Source organism: Allobosea sp. 05T433 (genome assembly GCF_056396065.1).
In genome coordinates, this window is record NZ_JBFTKS010000010.1 from 104,633 (window position 1) to 121,352 (window position 16,720).

The window sequence follows — 16,720 nt, forward strand, 5'->3', positions numbered from 1 at the left end:
TCCCAGAGCGATCCGGGGCGGGTTTCGTTTGCCGGGCAGTACTACAGTGTCTTGAGGAAGGTTGCGAAGCGCAGCAGACCGTCCGGCCAGGGACCATGCCCGGATTCTGAATTGAGATGGCCGCCATCGCCGGCATCGACGAACTCGGCGCCCCAGGCCTCGGCCAGCGCCCTTGCTTCATCCTGCGTGCAGTAGGGATCGGTCGTGCTGGAGATGAGGATGGCGGGGAACGGCAGTTTCTCGCGCCGATGCGCGATGAAGTCGTGCGCCATACCGGGGATCGCCTGCTTCGCGCGCTCGGAGGCCGGCGCAACCAGGAAAGCTCCCGCGACTTCGCCGGGCTTCAGATGCTCTGCCGCATGCGCCACCGCGCTGACGCCGGCGGAATGGGCAACCAGAACCACCGGCCGCTTGGCTGCGCGGACGGCGGCGACGATCCGGTTTGCCCAGGCGTCCCGGGCGGGTTTGTACCAATCGTCCTGCTCGATGCGCCGGGCGGTGGTGAGCTTGGCCTCCCAGCGGCTCTGCCAATGGTCCGCGCCGGAGCCGGACCAGCCAGGAATGATGAGGATGTCGGCGTCGGACGAGCGCATTGCAATCAATCGGGTTTCAGGGCGAGGCCACGCGACAGGGCATAAGCCTAGTCGCGTCGGCCCCGGGACAGGGCAAGGTCAGCCGCAGCGGACCAGGTCGTAACGTAGGGTGTGAAACGAAAAGCGCCAGCCCGCGCGGCAGCGCTCGGTAATGCCGTAGCGCGCATGCGGGCTTCCGCCTGCGAGCGCAGCGAGATTGCCATGGATATCGGCGAGGACGGCAATCCGCATGGGTTCAGGCTACCCGAAGACGCGCGCGAAGATCGTATCGACATGCTTGAAGTGATAGCCCTCGTCGAACATCGCCTCGAGCTCGGCAGCCGAGAGCTTCGCCGTCACGTCCTTGTCGGTCTTGAGATTGGTGAGAAAATCCTCGCCATGTTCCCAGGTGCGCATCGCGTTGCGTTGAACCAGCGAATAGCTCTCCTCGCGGCTGGCGCCGGCCTGCGTCAAGGCGAGCAGGACGCGCTGCGAATTATGCAGGCCGCCGAGCCGGTCGAGATTCTTGCGCATGTTCTGCGGATAGACCAGCAGCTTGTCGACGACGCCTGTAAGCCGCGCGAGCGCGAAATCGAGCGTCACCGTGGCATCGGGGCCGATCATGCGCTCGACCGAGGAATGCGAGATGTCCCGCTCGTGCCAGAGCGCGACATTCTCGAGCGCCGGCGTCACCATGCCGCGAACGAGCCGCGAAAGACCGGTCAGGTTCTCGGTCAGCACCGGATTGCGCTTGTGCGGCATCGCCGAAGAGCCCTTCTGGCCCGGCGAGAAAAACTCCTCCGCCTCATAAACCTCGGTGCGCTGGAGATGGCGGATCTCGGTCGCCAAGCGCTCGACGCAGGAGGCAACGACGCCAAGCGTCGCAAAATACATGGCGTGACGGTCGCGTGGGATCACCTGTGTCGAGACCGGCTCGACGGCCAGGCCCATCTTCTCGGCGACATGGGCTTCGACCTGCGGGTCGATATTGGCGAAGGTGCCGACCGCGCCGGAAATCGCGCAGGTCGCGATCTCGGAGCGCGCCGCAACCAGACGGTCCCGGCAGCGGCTGAACTCGGCATAGGCCTGCGCCAGCTTGAGGCCGAAGGTCACCGGCTCGGCATGGATGCCGTGCGAGCGGCCGATCGTCGGCGTGAACTTGTGCTCGAACGCCCGGCGCTTGATCGCGGCCAGCAGCGCATCGACATCGGCGATCAGGATATCGGTGGCGCGGGCCAGCTGCACCGACAGCGTCGTGTCGAGAATGTCCGACGAGGTCATGCCCTGGTGCACGAAACGCGCCTCGGGGCCAACGATCTCGGCCAGGTGCGTCAGGAAGGCGATGACGTCATGCTTGGTGACGCGCTCGATCTCGTCGATGCGGGCGACATCGAAGACCGCGTCCCTGGCCTTGGCCCAGATCGTCGCCGCGGCCTCCTTCGGCACGACGCCGAGCTCGGCCAGCTTGTCGGTGGCATGCGCCTCGATCTCGAACCAGATCCGGAACCTCGTCTGCGGCTCCCAGATGGCGACCATCTCGGGACGGGAATAGCGCGGGATCATGGTTGGCCTTTCAGGACAGCGCGCGACGTGATTCCGGACAAGCGGCGAAGCCACGCCGATCCAGACACCATCGCAGAGCAAGGCGCACTGCAATGGGCTCCGGAGCTTCGCTTCGCTGCGCCCGGAATGACGGCGCAGTTACAAATTCAAACCCAGTCGCCGCGGGCGGCTTCCGCCGCCTGGCGGATCGCGGCGATATTGCCGGCATAGGCCGATGGCCCGCCCTTGAACACTGCCGAGCCGGCGACGAGCACGTTGGCGCCGGCTTTCGCGGCCAATGGTGCCGTTTCCGGCGTGGCGCCGCCATCGATCTCGAGTGCGATCGGACGCTCGCCGATCATGGCGCGCACCCGCGCGATCTTCTCGACCACGGAATGGATGAAGCTCTGGCCGCCAAAGCCCGGATTGACGGTCATCAGCAGAATCAGGTCGACATCGTTCAGGAGCGGCTCGATGGCGCTTTCCGGCGTGCCGGGATTGAGCACGATGCCGGCCTGCTTGCCTTGCGCCTTGATGGCCTGCAGGGTCCGATGCGCGTGCGGGCCGGCCTCGACATGGAACGAGATCAGGTCAGCGCCCGCCTTGGCGAAGGCTTCGACATAGGGGTCGACCGGCGCGATCATCAGATGCACGTCGAAAAACTTCTTGGTGTGCGGGCGGATCGCCTTCAGCACGTCCGGGCCGAAGGTGATGTTCGGCACGAAATGCCCGTCCATCACATCGCAATGGATCCAGTCGGCGCCCGCCGCATCGATGGCGCGAACCTCCTCCCCGAGTTTCGAGAAATCTGCGGAGAGGATGGAAGGGGCGATGCGGATGGGGCTGGTCATGCGCGAAGCGTTTAGCGCCCGCAGGCCAGCGCTGCAATCGAAACCGGGAGCTTTCAGCGGCGTTTGACGGGGTAGGACAGTCGCCGGTCCGCTTCCTCGACCTCCTCCACCGCTGTTGCAAAGGCCGGCCGACTGCCCAACCGGCTGAACCAGGCTGAGAGGTCGGGATAGCGTGCAAGCGCCGGGCCGCCGAGGCGCACGGCCCAGAACACGCTCATGAACATGCCGATATCGGCCACCGAGAGGGCCTCGCCGAAATAATCGCGACCCGCCAGCCTCTCGTTGAGCCCGCAATAGCGCTGCTCGAGCTCGGCCTCGGCGATCAGCGCGTCCGTCTCCTGTGCTGCGCGCTTGTTGCGATCCGTCGTCGGCGGCTCGTTACGGTGCATCAGCGGCCGCAGCGCGGCAAACAGGATCTCGTCGGCGAAAAGCTCGTCCAACCGCGAGCGCGCTCTGGCCGCTGGATTGCGGGGAAGGAGCGGTGGCTGGGGATAGGCCTCGTCGAGATATTCGAGAATGATGGTGGAATCGTAGAGGACGAGCCCCTCGTCATTGATCACCGGAACCTGCCGCTTCGGGTTGAGCGCCAGCACTTCGGGGTGGCGCGGATCGTAGCCAGTCACCTGGTTGAACGGCACCATGATACGCTCGAAGGCGAGGCCCTTCTCCCGCAGCGCGATCTCGACCTTGCGGGAGAACAGGCTCAGAGGCCCGGAATAGAGAGTGATCATGGCATCGCTCCTGGATTGCTGGAGCGATCGTCTCAGGCCGGATCGTCAACCCGCGTCAGCAGGCGTTTCAGCGCGCTTGATCTTCCCGGCGATGCCGCGCAGCAGCCAGGGCAGCAGGTAGATCGGGAACTGCGCCAGCGCAAAATACAGGAAAGTCGTCTGCGGCACGCCGGCCCCAAGCGCCGCAACCAGCAACCCCATGTTCCGTTGACCGGTGCCATAGCCGATCATGAAGCGTTCCGAGCGCTTGAACATCCGCAAGGCGAGTGTCGTGAGCAGAAGGCCGGCGGCGGAAACCGAAAAGGCGATGGCCAGGAACAGCATGACCTGTCCGGGATTGGCCATGGCTGTCCGCGTCACGCCATCCATCGCCGCAATGGCAAAGATGAAATACATCAGCACGCCAAAGCCATCGAGATTGGCCTTCATCGCCCGGATCCGGGCTGCGCCGAGCCAGTGCCGCAGGATCGCCGCCACCACCATGCCGCCGCCGACGAACAGCACGAGACGGAGCGTCAGCGCCCAGCGATCGAGCGGCACGGCAGCCCCCGCCAGCAGCTCCACCACCACCGGGGCCACCAGCGGACTGAGCACCGTGGTCACCACCACGCCCGCGATGATCAGCGAAGGCTCGAAGCCGTAGAGGATCGCGACCGCCGGCGAAGACATGATCGGCGGCGCCGCGCCCATGATGGCAAGCCCGAGGATCAGGCCGGGATCGAGTGCCGCGCGATCGACGAGCAGGAACGCAGCGCCGATCAGCACCGCCGGGCCGAGAATGAGCCACAGGCAGGTGACGATCAGCTTGCCGGGACGGCGGATCAGCCCGGTTATGATGCTGAAATCGGCGCGCAGGAAGACGACCGTGGTGAAACAGAAGATAGTGACCGGCAGCAGCGGCCGCGCCGCCGCCGAGAACTGCGGCAGTGCCAGCCCCAGAAAGATTGAAAGTGCGAAGCCCTGCGTGCCGTAGCGGCCGAGAAGGGCAAGGCCTGCAGCGAGGAAGGCGGCGAAACGCGAGAGCATGAAGGCCTGAATCGGTGCGACAACTGCGCCACACTGGCCGATCCCGGCGCCGGCGTCACCCGCCGTTCGGGAAGACCGGTTCTGCGTGGCGCAGAATCTTGCGCGGAAGGGAACAGTTTGTAAGCGCAGCGCGCGATCCGCACCTGGTTGGCGCAAAACTTGCGAAACTTTCGCCGTTCGACCGCAAAGATACACCATGCCGCTGACATCGCGGCGCAGAGCGGTATTTTGAGCGCGGCAACAGGGCTGACAGGAGCGTAAAAATGCGGACCGATACGATTGTTCTCGGCGCGGGGATCGTCGGCATCTCGGTGGCGCTGCACCTGCAGAAGGCCGGCCGGTCCGTGTTGCTGGTCGACCGGCGCGGACCAGGCGAGGAAACCAGCTATGGCAATGCCGGACTGATCCAGCGCGAAGGCGTTTATCCCTACGGCTTCCCGCATGATTTCGGCGCCTTGTTCCGCTACGCGATGAACAACACCATCGACGCGTCCTATCATTGGAACGCGATTCCCAAGCTCGCGCCCTTCCTGCTGTCCTACTGGCTGCATTCGCGCCCCTCCAAGCACGAGGCGATCGCTCACCAATACGCCACCCTGATCGAGCATTGCGTCACCGAGCATGACGCGCTCGCGGCCGAAGCCGGGGCGACGCATCTGCTGCGCCGCAAGGGCTGGATGAAGGTTTTCCGCTCTGCGGCCGAGCAGGATGCAAGGCTGGCCGAGGCGGCCAAGTGGAACAAGGAATTCGGGCTGAACTACCGCCCGCTCGATGTCGCGACGCTGCGAGCCGAGGAGCCCCATCTCGACCAGAGCCTGATCGGCGGCCTGCACTGGACCGACCCGGTCACGGTGATCGACCCGCTTGGCCTGTCGAAGGCCTATGTCGCTCTGTTCGAAAAGCTCGGCGGACAACTTGCGCAGGGCGATGCCGGCACGCTCGCGCAGGACGGCCAGGGTTGGAGCATCGCGCTCGCCGACGGCACCCGCGCCAGCGCACATGACGCAGTGATCGCGCTCGGCCCCTGGGCCGATGTCCTGACCAACCGGCTCGGCTACCACCTGCCACTCGCGGTCAAGCGCGGGTACCACATGCACTACAAGCCGCTCGGCAACGCCGTGCTGAACCACCCTGTCCTCGACACCGAGCGCGGCTATTTCCTGGCTCCGATGGTGAAGGGCATTCGGTTGACCACGGGCGCCGAGTTCGCGCTGCGCGACTCGCCAAAGACGCCGGTTCAGCTCGCTCGCGCAGAACCGATCGCCAAGACGCTGTTCCCGCTCGGCGAGCGGGTCGATGCCGAGCCCTGGCTCGGCAACCGCCCCTGCACGCCTGATATGATGCCGATCATCGGCCCGGCGCCGAAGCACCGCAATCTCTGGTTCTCGTTCGGTCATGCCCATCACGGGCTGACGCTGGCCGCAGTGACCGGGCGCATGGTTGCCGAGATGGTGACCGGCGAGAAGGTCTTCGTCGATCCTGCCCCGTTTGCACCGGCCCGTTTCACCTGAGGCGAAGATGCCGTCATTCCCGGGGGCGCTTGCCGCCGCCGGGAATTATGCTTCGCCAGGAGACCGGGTCAGGCTCGGGCCTGACGCCGCACGCACCAGACAGCGAGCCGGCATGCGTCATCGCCCCTCGCCTCGCCTGCAAAGCCCTGCCACGATCCCCACCGTTTCGAATCCCCTCCAAGGTGCGCCATGGCCCTCGCCAAAACTCCAGTCCAGGACAATGCCTATGCCGCGGCGCTCGCTCTGCTCGAGCGCGCTCCGCTGATCGACGGCCATAACGACCTGCCCTATGTGATCCGGCTCGATGCCAAGGCGAAGGGCGATGTCGCGGCCTATGACCTGACCAAGGTCCATCCCGAGACCGACACCGACATTCCGCGCATGCAGGCGGGCAAGCTTGCGGGCCAGTTCTTCGCAGCCTATGTCCCGCCGAACCACCCGAAGCCCGCCGGCTTCGCGCTGGCCCAGATCGCGCTGATGCAGAATGTACTAGCGAAGCATCCGAAGGTCTTCCGCCCGGGCCTCTCCGCCGCCGATGTCGAGGCTGCGAAGGCCGAGGGCAGGATCGCCCTGTTCATGACGATCGAGAACGGCTCGGCGATAGACAACGAGCTCGACGCCCTCGATGCTTATTCAGCCCTTGGCGTGCGCCTGATGACGCTCTGCCATAACGGCACGCATGACTGGTGCGATTCGGCGACCGATGCCCCGCGCCATAACGGGCTTTCCGCCTTCGGCAAGGACGTGGTCCGTCGCATGAACAGGCTCGGCATGATCGTCGACCTGGCCCATGTCTCGCCGAAGGTGATGCATGATGCGCTCGACGTCAGCAATGCGCCGCTCGTCTGGTCCCATTCGAACGCGTTCACGCTCTGCGACCACCCCCGCAACGTGCCTGACGATGTGCTCGATCGCGTCGCCGGGAACAACGGCATCGTCATGGCGACCTTCGTGCCTGACTTCATCAACCAGGCCTCGCGCGACTGGCACCGTCCCGCCAAGGACCAGTACGGCAAGACACCGGACGGCATGGACTACAAGAAGGCCGAGGCAGAGATCGTCGCCAAATCCGGCCCGCGCCCGACGGCGACGCTGGCGCAGTATTGCGACCATCTCGACTATCTCGCCAAGCGCATCGGCTACGACCATATCGGCATTGGCTCGGACTTCTTCGGCGGCACCGCGCCGGAAGGACTGGAGGACAACTCGACCTTCCCGGCCCTGATCGCCGAATTGATTCGCCGTGGCTGGTCGGAAGAGAACCTGGAGAAGCTCGCGGGCGGCAACATGCTTCGCGTGATGCGTGCTGTGGAGGCGGCGGCGGAGCGCTGAGGCGCTCCCCTGCCGTTTCGGGGTCCCGGCGGGGCCCGAAAGGTCCAAAACAGGGCGCCGGCCATGCAGTTCAGGCCGCAAGAATACTTGCGCGGCTCATGGCCGGACCCCGCCTCCAAAGGTCTCGTACAGAAAACAAACGCGCGCCGATCGATCAATTTCAGCTTTCTTAACGCCGAAATGCCACGGAGCTGCGCAGCTCCAGCTGTTGCGAGCGCTTCGAGGGCCGATCAGCATGACGTTAGGTAATATTCGTATCAGCATCAAGATCGCAGCTGCGATGCTGATTGTCGGGTTGATTGGCGTGGCCGCGACGATTCTTGGCAGCGTGCAGTTGAGCAAAGTCGACAGCACTTATTCCGAGCTGATCAATTCGCGCAGCAAGGCGACGCTTGCCACAGCCCGTTCGGCGCGCGCCGCAAATGATATTCTGGCTCAGGCCTACAAGGTCATTGCCTATCCTCGCGAGACGGATGGTGCGCGCAATGCCCAGAGCCAGTTGCAGCGCTCCTATGGTCAGGCGCTCGAACTGCTGAAGGAGGGACAGTCCCACCTTCCGGAGCGGGCCGCCGAATACGATGCCCTGACCAAGCAGGTCACCGACATCAAGGTGGGCGTCGATCGCGCCCTCTATTACGGCGCCAATGACGAAAACGAACGGGCGTTGGCCGTGATGGACGAACTCGACGGCAAGCTCACCGCGGTCGTCCGCAACATCACCGATTTCAACAACATGCTCGGAAAGGATACCGAGACGACCAGCGCAAGGTTGAGCTCGGAGACTAAGCGCACCATCGCCATTGTCATCGGCGGCAGCCTGCTTGGCCTGTTGATTGGCCTGGGTGGTGCGATGTGGATGTCGGCGAAGAGCATCACCGGCCCCTTGGCCCGGTTGAAGGGCACGATGGAGCGGCTCGCCGCCAGCGATTTCGATGCCGAGATCGAGGGCCAGACGCGTCGCGATGAAGTCGGCGAAATGGCCCGGGCCGTGCTGATTTTTAAAGAAAACGGCCTCGAGATGCGCCGGCTCGAAGCTCAGACCACCGAGCAGGAACGCCTGACCGATGCAGAGCGTCGCCGCAACGAGGCAGAGCGCCAGCGCGTCGAGGCCGAGCGGGCGATGCTCGCTAGGGAACAGCAGCATGTCGTCGGGCTGCTCGCCGCTGGCCTGGAAATGCTCGCTCAGGGCGATCTGACCTACCGCATCGACGACAATGTCGCAGCCGACTATCTCAAGCTCCGCGACGACTTCAACCGCGCGGTGAACCGCCTCTCCGAGACCGTCGCGACGATCCAGACGACCTCGGTCGACGTCGCCAATGCCGCACGCGAGATCAATATGGGCGCCGACGACCTCTCGAAGCGCACCGAGGAGCAGGCCTCCTCGCTCGAGGAAACCGCCGCGACGACGGAAGAGCTCGCCGCATCCGTCAAGGCATCGGCCTTGTCGTCCCGCCAGGCCGTTCTGCTGGCCAACGAGGCGACCGAAGTTGCAGAGAAGGGCGGTGCGATCGTCACCGATGCCGTCGCCGCGATGGCGCGGATCGAGCAGGCCTCGCGCAAGATCTCGGATATCACGTCGGTGATCGACGAGATCGCCTTCCAGACGAACCTGCTTGCGCTCAACGCAGCCGTCGAGGCAGCCCGCGCCGGCGATGCCGGCAAGGGTTTTGCGGTGGTCGCCTCGGAGGTCCGCACCCTGGCCCAGCGCTCCTCGGAAGCGGCCAAGGACATCACCTCGCTGATCAGCGAATCGGGTGTCGAGGTCGCACAAGGTGTCGGACTGGTCCGTTCGGCCGGCGAGGCGCTCGGAAAGATTGTCGAAGCCTCGAAAAAGGTCTCCGCCACTGTCTCAGACATCTCCGCAGCCTCGGCCGAGCAGGCCAACGGCATCGATGAGATGAGCCAGACCGTCGCCCATATGGACGAGATGACCCAGCAGAACGCAGCCCTCGCCGAGGAGAGCGCCGCGTCGGCCAGCTCGCTCACCGGCCAGATCCAGCGCTTGAACGGCCTCGTCTCCAGCTTCCGGATCAAGGAAGAACGGATACCGCAGCAGCGCAGGATGGACACCAAGGTGGAGGCCGGGTTCGGCTTTGGCCTGCGCCGTAGCGCTTGACGCCGCTCTTGCCGCAGGCTGATAGGATCGGGCTTTCGAGCCCGGTCCCAGAACCGGGCGAGACCGATATCACAGAGTACCCGATGACCGGCTCAGGCACTGACCGCACCCGCCCCGCCACGCGAACCCCCGCCCCGGTCATCATTCTGGTCGAACCGCAAATGGCCGAGAACATCGGCATGAGCGCTCGCGCCATGGCGAATTTCGGCCTTTCCGAGATGCGACTCGTGGCCCCTCGCGATGGCTGGCCCGCCGGTGGAGGCCTCAAGAAGGGTGCAACCGCCGCAGCCTCCGGTGCGACCCATATCCTCGAGAATGCCCGGCTCTACCCTGACGCCGCCGCCGCGACGGCCGATCTCAATCATGTGCTCGCCACCACCGCCCGCGAACGCGGCCAGATGAAGCGCGTCTTCACGCCAGCCGAGGTGATGCCGTCCCTGGCCGAGCGTGTCGGCGGCGGCGAGCGCGTCGGCATCCTGTTCGGTCGCGAGCGCATCGGCCTGACCAATGAAGAGATCTCGCTCGCCGACGCGATCCTGACCTTTCCCGTCAACCCGGCCTTCGCCTCGCTCAATCTCGCGCAGGCCGTGCTGCTGGCCGGCTACGAGTGGTTCAAGACGACGGATGGCGAGCCGCCCTTCCGCGAGAACAATCCCTCCCCGCCCGCGACTCGTGAGACGGTGTTTTCGATGTTCGGCTATCTCGAAGGCGAACTCGAGCGCTGCGGCTTCTTCCCGCCCGGCAAGAAGCCGGTCATGACCGCCAATCTGCGCGACATCCTGCATCGCCTGGAGATGACCGAGCAGGAGGCGCGCACCCTGCGCGGCGTGTTCAAATCCCTGGCGGAGGGGCCCCGACATCCGCGCCCGGTGAAAGCCCCCGAGGGCGAATAGACGTTCCCCTTCGTGACGAACCGGAAGGGCCGGAGCATCCCTGCCCGGCCCTTCTTGTTACTCCGCCCGCGGGGTGACTCTAGAACTGGTACTTCAACGTCGCCTTCACCGTGCGGCCCGGCTCGGTGTAGTAGTCGCGCGCCTGGGCAAGCGTGCCCGTCGGAACGTTGACCGCATCGAAGTACTTGCGGTCGAAGATGTTGTAGACGCCGACCCGCAGCTCGATATCGGCGAGCTTCGTCGGCCGCCACCACGCCGAAGCATTGAAGAGCGCATAGCCCGGAGCCTTGAAACCGGCATTCGTGCCGGTCGTTGCAGCGACGTCGTCACGTGCGGCAGCGAGCTTGGTCGAGACCTCGGCGCCCCAGATGTCTGTTCCATAGGCGATTGCGACGATACCCTGCATCGGCGGAATCGAGTTCAGGAACGTGTCGGTGTCCTTGTTCTGACCCCGGGTATAGGCGAAGGAGCCGCGCGCCAGCCAGTTCTCGGCGAAGGCATACTGGAAATTCGCCTCGACGCCCTGGATCTCGGCCCGCGCGACGTTCCGCGGCCCCTGAATGCCGCCCTGCGGATAGAGTGCATTCGGCGGCGCGATCTGCACGGTCTCGATGAAGTTGCGGTAATTGGTGTGAAAATATGTCACCGAACCACCGAAGGCCCGGTCACCGAAGCGGAAGCCGACATCGATGCCGTTGCTGGTTTCAGGGCGCAGCGTGGGATCGCCGATGCGCAGATAGGTCCCAACCGCCCCGAAGCGGCCATAGAGCTCACTTGCAGTCGGCGCGCGAAAACCCTTCGACCACTGCGCGAAAGCTGTAACATCCTTGAACATGCCGGCGTCCTTGAGGACGTCGTATTCAAGCCGCACCCGCGGCGACCAGGCGCTGTCACTGGAGGACGGCGGCAAGCCGACCGGGCTGGAGCCGCCATTGGTGTAGGCCGGCGTGTTCTGCGGCTTCTCCTCATACCAGTCGAACCGAACACCGGGCGTGAGGCGCAGGCGGTTGTCGAGCATGCCGATCTCGTCATACGCGAAAACGCCGATCGCATTGCCGTCGACCTTCGGCTGGTCGGCCTGATTGGTGTGCAGGTTGTTGCAGGCGGTGAAGGCGCCGGTATAGGGGCGGCGGCAATTGTCGACACCGGCCGAATACTGGTTCAGCGTCGTCCTGCGCAGTTCGGTGCCGAGCGTGATGCCGTGCGAGAAGATGCCAGTCTGGAAGCTCTTCACGACATGGCCGTTGAAGCCGAAGGCCTCCTGCTCGGTTTCGTTGTTGCGGGTATAGGGACCGATGACGCTGGTGAAGCGGTAGGCTGAGACCAGCGCGTTACGCTTGACGTTCTGCCAGTAGAGATTGGCGTGGGCCTCGTCGAGGAAGCCACCCGGCAGCTTGTAATCATAGGTCAGCGAGACGCGCTGACGCTCGACATCCTCGCCGGTGTCATAGTTTCCCGGGCGGAAATTGCCGGTGGGCGACACGGTCGAGGTGAGGACGTTGACCTTGTCCTCGCGCTTGAACAACTCGCCGGTAATGCCGAACCGGTGCACATCGTCGACATAGTGCTGGATCTTCGCGAGCAGCCCGTATTGCGTGAAATCCGTCGGGTTCGGCATCGTCCGGGTCGGTCCGATGCTGTCGATCGTCCCCCTGTTGCCTGTTTCATGCCCGTCGCGGAAACTACCCTGGAGCAGGAAATAGGTCTGCTGGAGCCGCGCCGCGACTGCGGCACTGCCGAACCAGGCCTCGTCGGTACTGTCATAGCCGGTCTTTGCGAGCGCACCGAACTGGCGGCCGCCCTTGATCAGGTCCTTGGGGTCGAGCGTTCGGACGGCAAGCACGCCCCCCAGAGCCCCGGAGCCGAGCACGCTGGCGCCGCTGCCGCCGCGCAGCAGGTCGAGCGTGGACAACGCATCGAAGTCGAAGGCGTTGGTCGAACTGCGATCGATCCGGGTGTCGGTCAGGAACGGCTGCCTGATGCCGTCGACCGTGGTCAGCACGCGCGGGCCATCGAGACCACGAATATTGATGCTGTTATTCTGGCGATTGAAGCTGATGCCCGCTTCGACCCGGTTGGCCAGGTCGGAAATGCTCTGGACCTGCTGCCTGTCGAGTTCTTCGCGGGTCGTGCGGGTCGTCGTCGGCCCGGCGATCAGCGGCGCACCACTGATTCCCTCCCCCTGCACGGTAATGGTGTCCAGAACGACGGGTCCCTCGGCCGATTGAGGAAAAACCGGCTGCTGTGCGGCCTGAACACGCTGCTGTGCACCAGCTTGTGACGCTGTCATCAACACAAGAACGCCAAGCGCCACGCCGCAACGCAGCCCGCCAGAATGCCCACCCATAGTCAGAACCCCGCCCCTGCCGGCGCTGCCAATGCATTGGATGCGCAGCCTGCAGTTTAAAATTGCTGAAAACTAAGCTTTATCAATTCAGTAAAGCCAGCACTCGATAGAAATAGAGTCGAATTCTGTCAATCGATTCTCAATCAAGGAAGTAACAATAGAATCCATCCAATGGAGAAGCGTTCTAATTTATATGTATTCTATACTGCAGACATCCCCCCGGAACTCAGCCCCGCTCGCGCCCTCCTCCCGATCTCGTGATTGCCGTGATCCGGCCGCAAAGCAGGTTGCGTATTGCAACGCACAAGCAGTCGCGCATCATGGCGCCAGACCGCTGCGGACATTGTTGATGATGCTCGACCGCCGGACCTTTCTCACGGGCTCAACTGCGCTCGCCGCAGCCGCTGCGGGCGCGCCCGGCCCTGCCTTGGCCGGCGATCTCGATGTCGTCGTCATCGGCGCAGGCGCAGCCGGAATCGCAGCCGCACGCGAACTGAAAGCGGCGGGACGCCAGGTCGTGATCATCGAGGCCCGCAACCGGGTCGGTGGCCGTGCCTTCACCGACACCTCGCTTGGCGCCGCCTACGACGCCGGCGCGATGTTCATCCACTGGGCGGAGCGAAATCCCTGGGTGAAGATCGCCGCCGATCTCGGTATCCCGACGCCGAATGAATCCTGGGGCGGCGGCTTCCAGGTTTTCGCCAACGGGCAACCGATGTCGGATGCCGAGCGGGTCAAACGGCGCGGTGCCTTCAGGCAAATCGACCGCAAGCTCGAAACCGTCGATATCTCGAAGCGCGATCTCTCGGTTGCCGAGCTGCTCGGAGACCTCGGCCCGGATATGACGCCCGTCGCCACCTCCGGGTTGCTGCTCTCGATCGGGGAGGAATCCGATCGCATCTCGGCGCGCGACTACCAACGCCTGTGGAGCGGCGACGATTTCGTCGTCCCTTCGGGCTACGGCAATCTTGTCGCGCGCCATGGCGAAGGGCTCGATATCCGCCTTGGCGAACCGGTCGAAGCCATTCGCTGGGACGGGCCCGGCGTCGAGATCACGACGCGCTCGGGAACGCTGAAGGCACGCGCCTGCATCGTCACCGTGCCGGTCGGCGTTCTGAAGGCCGGCGACATTCGCTTCACGCCTGCACTGCCTGCCCGAACCCGCGACGCCCTGAATGGAATCGGCATGGGCGCCCTCACCAAGATCGCGCTCAAGGTCGAGGGTGATCGCTTCGGCATCAAGCCCGGCATGAGCTATCTTGAAGCCGGTTCACCCAAGGCGATGATGAATGTCGACCTCTTCCCGGACGACAAGGACATCGTCATCGCCTATTGCGGCGGGGACTATGCGCGCGACCTTTCCCGCGCGGGAACCGCCGCCGCACGGGATCATGTGACCGAGCTTTTGGCCAAGATGGTCGGCGCGAGCTTTCGCAAGGCCGTCACCGGCGTGTCATTCCCCGCCTGGTGGACCGATCCGTTCTCGCATGGCTCCTATTCGGTATGCCGCCCCGGCTTCGAGGCGGCCCGGGACAGGCTTGCCGAGCCGATCGGCGGTCGCATCTGGATCGCGGGCGAGGCGACGGCCGGCGGCGGTGCGATGACGGTCGGCGGCGCGACCTTGGCGGGGCGGGCGGCGGCGGCGGCCGTGGCGCGGCTGAAGGCTTAGCGTCCCAGTTCCAGCTCCCAGTTCTGCCCCACCAGATCCTGCCCGAAGGAATGGTGCGCCTCCTCGGCGATGAGCCTGAAGCCGGCGGCAAGATAGATACCACGCGCAGCGTGCAGGATATCATTGGTCCACAGGATCATGCGCCGATAACCAGCCGATTGCGCGAAGCCGACCGCCTCCTGCACCAGCGCCTTGCCGAGGCCGAGCCCCTGCCCGCGTTTCTCGACCAGCACGAGCCGAAGTTTGGCGACCTCGTCCGACTCTCGAACTACGAAGGCCGAGCCCACGGGCATCCCGTCCAGCTCCGCAATGAAGCAGCGCTCCTTGCCAGGCACGAAGTCCCGCAGGAATTTCGCCGCGATCTCCGCGACCAGCGCTTCGAAGCTGATGTCCCAGCCGTAGTCTTCCGCATAGAGCCGGCCATGCGCCGATATCACCCAACCGATATCGCCGGGTCTGTGCTCGCGGATGAGCGGTTGCCACTTCCGCTCGCAGGCTCCAGACAATAGCCGCTCGGCGGTTCCCAGCGCCTCGACCAGATCCGCCTGTTCAGCCTGTCCGAGCCGCGCCAGAATCGAGTCGGCCTGGTCGCGCGACGCTTCATCCAGCGGCCGAAAGGCGTCATGCCCCTCTCGCGTCAGCAGCAGGTGCGAAGCCCGCCCGTCGTCGGGAGAACGCTCGCGTCTCAGCCAGCCGGCAGCAGCAAAGCCCTTGAGGATGCGGGAGAGATAGGCGGGATCGAGGGCAAGCTCGCGTGCCAGCTCGCTTGCGAGCCAATCGTCACGTTGAGCCAACTCATAGAGCACGCGCGACTCGACCAACGCGAAACCGGAGCCGTGCAGGCTGCCACCAAGTGCTCCAATCCAGCGCGTGTGGAAGCGGTTGAAGCGTCGGATCGCAGCGATCGCGGGGCTGTCTTTGGCGGCCATGATGATCTCCGGGGATCAGGGTCGCGCCAATTAGTGGACAGAGTCAATTAAATTGAATCATGGCGGCCAGGAGTTCCTTGACCACTCCTTAACCGGGCTCTGGCCCAATGAAGCGCTCATCCATCTCCTGTGCAGGCGCCGACGCATGCGGGTCGATCTTCTGGCCGGAACAGCCTATGGCGCAGCCGTGATGCCACGCCGCCAACCCACCATTCTGGTCTTCGATTCCGGGCTCGGCGGCCTGACAGTGCTAGCCGAAACCACGCGCGCCCGCCCGGACGCGCGCATCGTCTACGCCGCCGATGACGCCGGCTTCCCCTATGGCCGGCTCAGCGAGGCGGAACTCGTCGACCGCGTCCTGCAGGTCATGGAGCGGCTGATCGCGCGCTGTCATCCTGATCTTGTGGTGATCGCCTGCAACACCGCCTCGACTCTGGTGCTGCCGGCGCTGCGCGCCCGCTTTACCATCCCCTTCGTCGGCACCGTCCCGGCGATCAAGCCAGCAGCCGAGACCACCCGCAGCGGCCTGATCTCGGTCCTGGCGACGCCTGGAACCGTCGCCCGCGACTATACGCGCGGCCTGATCGAGGCCTATGCGGCGCGCTGCGAGGTCACGCTGGTCGGCTCGACCGGCCTCGCCGGCCTCGCCGAAGCCGCGCTCAAGGGTGAAACGGTCGACGACGCGGCAATCCTTGCGGAACTCGAACCCTGCTTCGTCGAACGCGACAGCGTACGGACCGACGTGATCACCCTCTCCTGCACGCATTATCCACTGCTGCTCGAACGCATGCGCCGGGTGGCACCGTGGTCCGTCAGCTGGATCGATCCTGCCCCGGCCATCGCCCGGCGGATTTCCCAATTACTGGGCCCTGCGGCGCCCCCACCGTTCAGCGCGGCTGGCGACGCACCGGCGATCTTCACGAGCGGGGCCTGCATCAGCGGACCGCTGCGCATTGCCCTCGCGGGCTACGGGCTGTCCCAGGTCCTGATCGAGCCATTTCCACTGATGAACTGAGCAGCGATCCCCAGGCATAGCCCCAAGGGATTTGACTTGCGGGGGCTCCTGCGCCTATAGGGCTCTCGTCGCGCGGGTCCATCAGGGCCCGCGTGGCTTTTTCCGCACCCGTGATCCGCTCGTCGAGAGCCGGATCTGTCGCCCTGGAAACGGGGACAGGAGGGCGCGGTCCTCAACTCGCGA

14 protein-coding genes are annotated in these 16,720 nt (G+C 64.9%); 6 read left to right on the forward strand and 8 right to left on the reverse strand.

Annotation, left to right across the window (positions count from 1 at the left end; translation table 11 throughout):
• Positions 1 to 41: 41 nt before the first annotated feature.
• From AC1DGP_RS15925 to AC1DGP_RS15950, 6 genes are all read right to left on the reverse strand, one after another.
• Entirely contained in the window at positions 42 to 593 is a 552-nt protein-coding gene (locus AC1DGP_RS15925) for an RBBP9/YdeN family alpha/beta hydrolase (protein WP_441506198.1), read from the reverse strand.
• 78 nt (positions 594 to 671) lie between these two features.
• The gene (locus tag AC1DGP_RS15930; protein ID WP_441506199.1) at positions 672 to 824 is read right to left on the reverse strand and encodes a hypothetical protein; all 153 of its coding nucleotides are present in this window, start codon (positions 822 to 824) and stop codon (positions 672 to 674) included.
• 9 nt (positions 825 to 833) lie between these two features.
• The gene (gene purB, locus AC1DGP_RS15935) at positions 834 to 2,135 is read right to left on the reverse strand and encodes an adenylosuccinate lyase (RefSeq protein WP_441506200.1); all 1,302 of its coding nucleotides are present in this window, start codon (positions 2,133 to 2,135) and stop codon (positions 834 to 836) included.
• Between the two features lie 146 nt (positions 2,136 to 2,281).
• Complete coding sequence (rpe, locus tag AC1DGP_RS15940; protein ID WP_441506201.1) at positions 2,282 to 2,965, reverse strand: ribulose-phosphate 3-epimerase; 684 nt, start codon at positions 2,963 to 2,965, stop codon at positions 2,282 to 2,284.
• Between the two features lie 53 nt (positions 2,966 to 3,018).
• Entirely contained in the window at positions 3,019 to 3,696 is a 678-nt protein-coding gene (locus tag AC1DGP_RS15945) for a glutathione S-transferase family protein (RefSeq protein WP_441506202.1), read from the reverse strand.
• Between the two features lie 45 nt (positions 3,697 to 3,741).
• Positions 3,742 to 4,722 (reverse strand): hypothetical protein, encoded by a 981-nt coding sequence (locus AC1DGP_RS15950; protein ID WP_476832305.1) that lies wholly within the window; start codon positions 4,720 to 4,722, stop codon positions 3,742 to 3,744.
• 263 nt (positions 4,723 to 4,985) lie between these two features.
• On the opposite strand from AC1DGP_RS15950, the gene AC1DGP_RS15955 reads away from it, so the two are divergent.
• The 4 genes from AC1DGP_RS15955 to AC1DGP_RS15970 all read left to right on the forward strand — a co-directional run bounded on the left by AC1DGP_RS15955 (position 4,986) and on the right by AC1DGP_RS15970 (position 10,577).
• Positions 4,986 to 6,233 (forward strand): NAD(P)/FAD-dependent oxidoreductase, encoded by a 1,248-nt coding sequence (locus AC1DGP_RS15955; protein ID WP_441506204.1) that lies wholly within the window; start codon positions 4,986 to 4,988, stop codon positions 6,231 to 6,233.
• Between the two features lie 189 nt (positions 6,234 to 6,422).
• Positions 6,423 to 7,565 carry a dipeptidase gene (locus tag AC1DGP_RS15960; RefSeq protein ID WP_441506205.1) on the forward strand — a complete coding sequence of 381 codons (1,143 nt, stop codon included), beginning with the start codon at positions 6,423 to 6,425 and terminating at the stop codon, positions 7,563 to 7,565.
• A gap of 235 nt (positions 7,566 to 7,800) precedes the next feature.
• Positions 7,801 to 9,684 (forward strand): methyl-accepting chemotaxis protein, encoded by a 1,884-nt coding sequence (locus tag AC1DGP_RS15965; RefSeq protein WP_441506206.1) that lies wholly within the window; start codon positions 7,801 to 7,803, stop codon positions 9,682 to 9,684.
• Positions 9,685 to 9,767: 83 nt separating this feature from the next.
• Positions 9,768 to 10,577, forward strand: a complete 810-nt coding sequence (locus tag AC1DGP_RS15970) for an RNA methyltransferase (protein WP_441506207.1) — start codon at positions 9,768 to 9,770, stop codon at positions 10,575 to 10,577.
• Between the two features lie 79 nt (positions 10,578 to 10,656).
• On the opposite strand, the gene AC1DGP_RS15975 is transcribed toward AC1DGP_RS15970, so the two are convergent.
• Positions 10,657 to 12,867, reverse strand: coding sequence for a TonB-dependent hemoglobin/transferrin/lactoferrin family receptor (locus AC1DGP_RS15975; protein ID WP_476832306.1), 2,211 nt, complete (start codon positions 12,865 to 12,867; stop codon positions 10,657 to 10,659).
• Between the two features lie 406 nt (positions 12,868 to 13,273).
• On the opposite strand from AC1DGP_RS15975, the gene AC1DGP_RS15980 reads away from it, so the two are divergent.
• Positions 13,274 to 14,593, forward strand: a complete 1,320-nt coding sequence (locus tag AC1DGP_RS15980) for a flavin monoamine oxidase family protein (protein ID WP_476832307.1) — start codon at positions 13,274 to 13,276, stop codon at positions 14,591 to 14,593.
• On the opposite strand, the gene AC1DGP_RS15985 is transcribed toward AC1DGP_RS15980, so the two are convergent.
• Positions 14,590 to 15,522, reverse strand: coding sequence for a bifunctional helix-turn-helix transcriptional regulator/GNAT family N-acetyltransferase (locus AC1DGP_RS15985; RefSeq protein WP_476775895.1), 933 nt, complete (start codon positions 15,520 to 15,522; stop codon positions 14,590 to 14,592). The genes AC1DGP_RS15980 and AC1DGP_RS15985 overlap by 4 nt on opposite strands.
• Before the next feature lie 145 nt (positions 15,523 to 15,667).
• Here AC1DGP_RS15985 and murI point away from each other — a divergent pair, with 145 nt between their 5' ends.
• Positions 15,668 to 16,537 (forward strand): glutamate racemase, encoded by an 870-nt coding sequence (gene murI, locus AC1DGP_RS15990; protein WP_441506211.1) that lies wholly within the window; start codon positions 15,668 to 15,670, stop codon positions 16,535 to 16,537.
• The last annotated feature ends 183 nt before the right edge of the window (positions 16,538 to 16,720 follow it).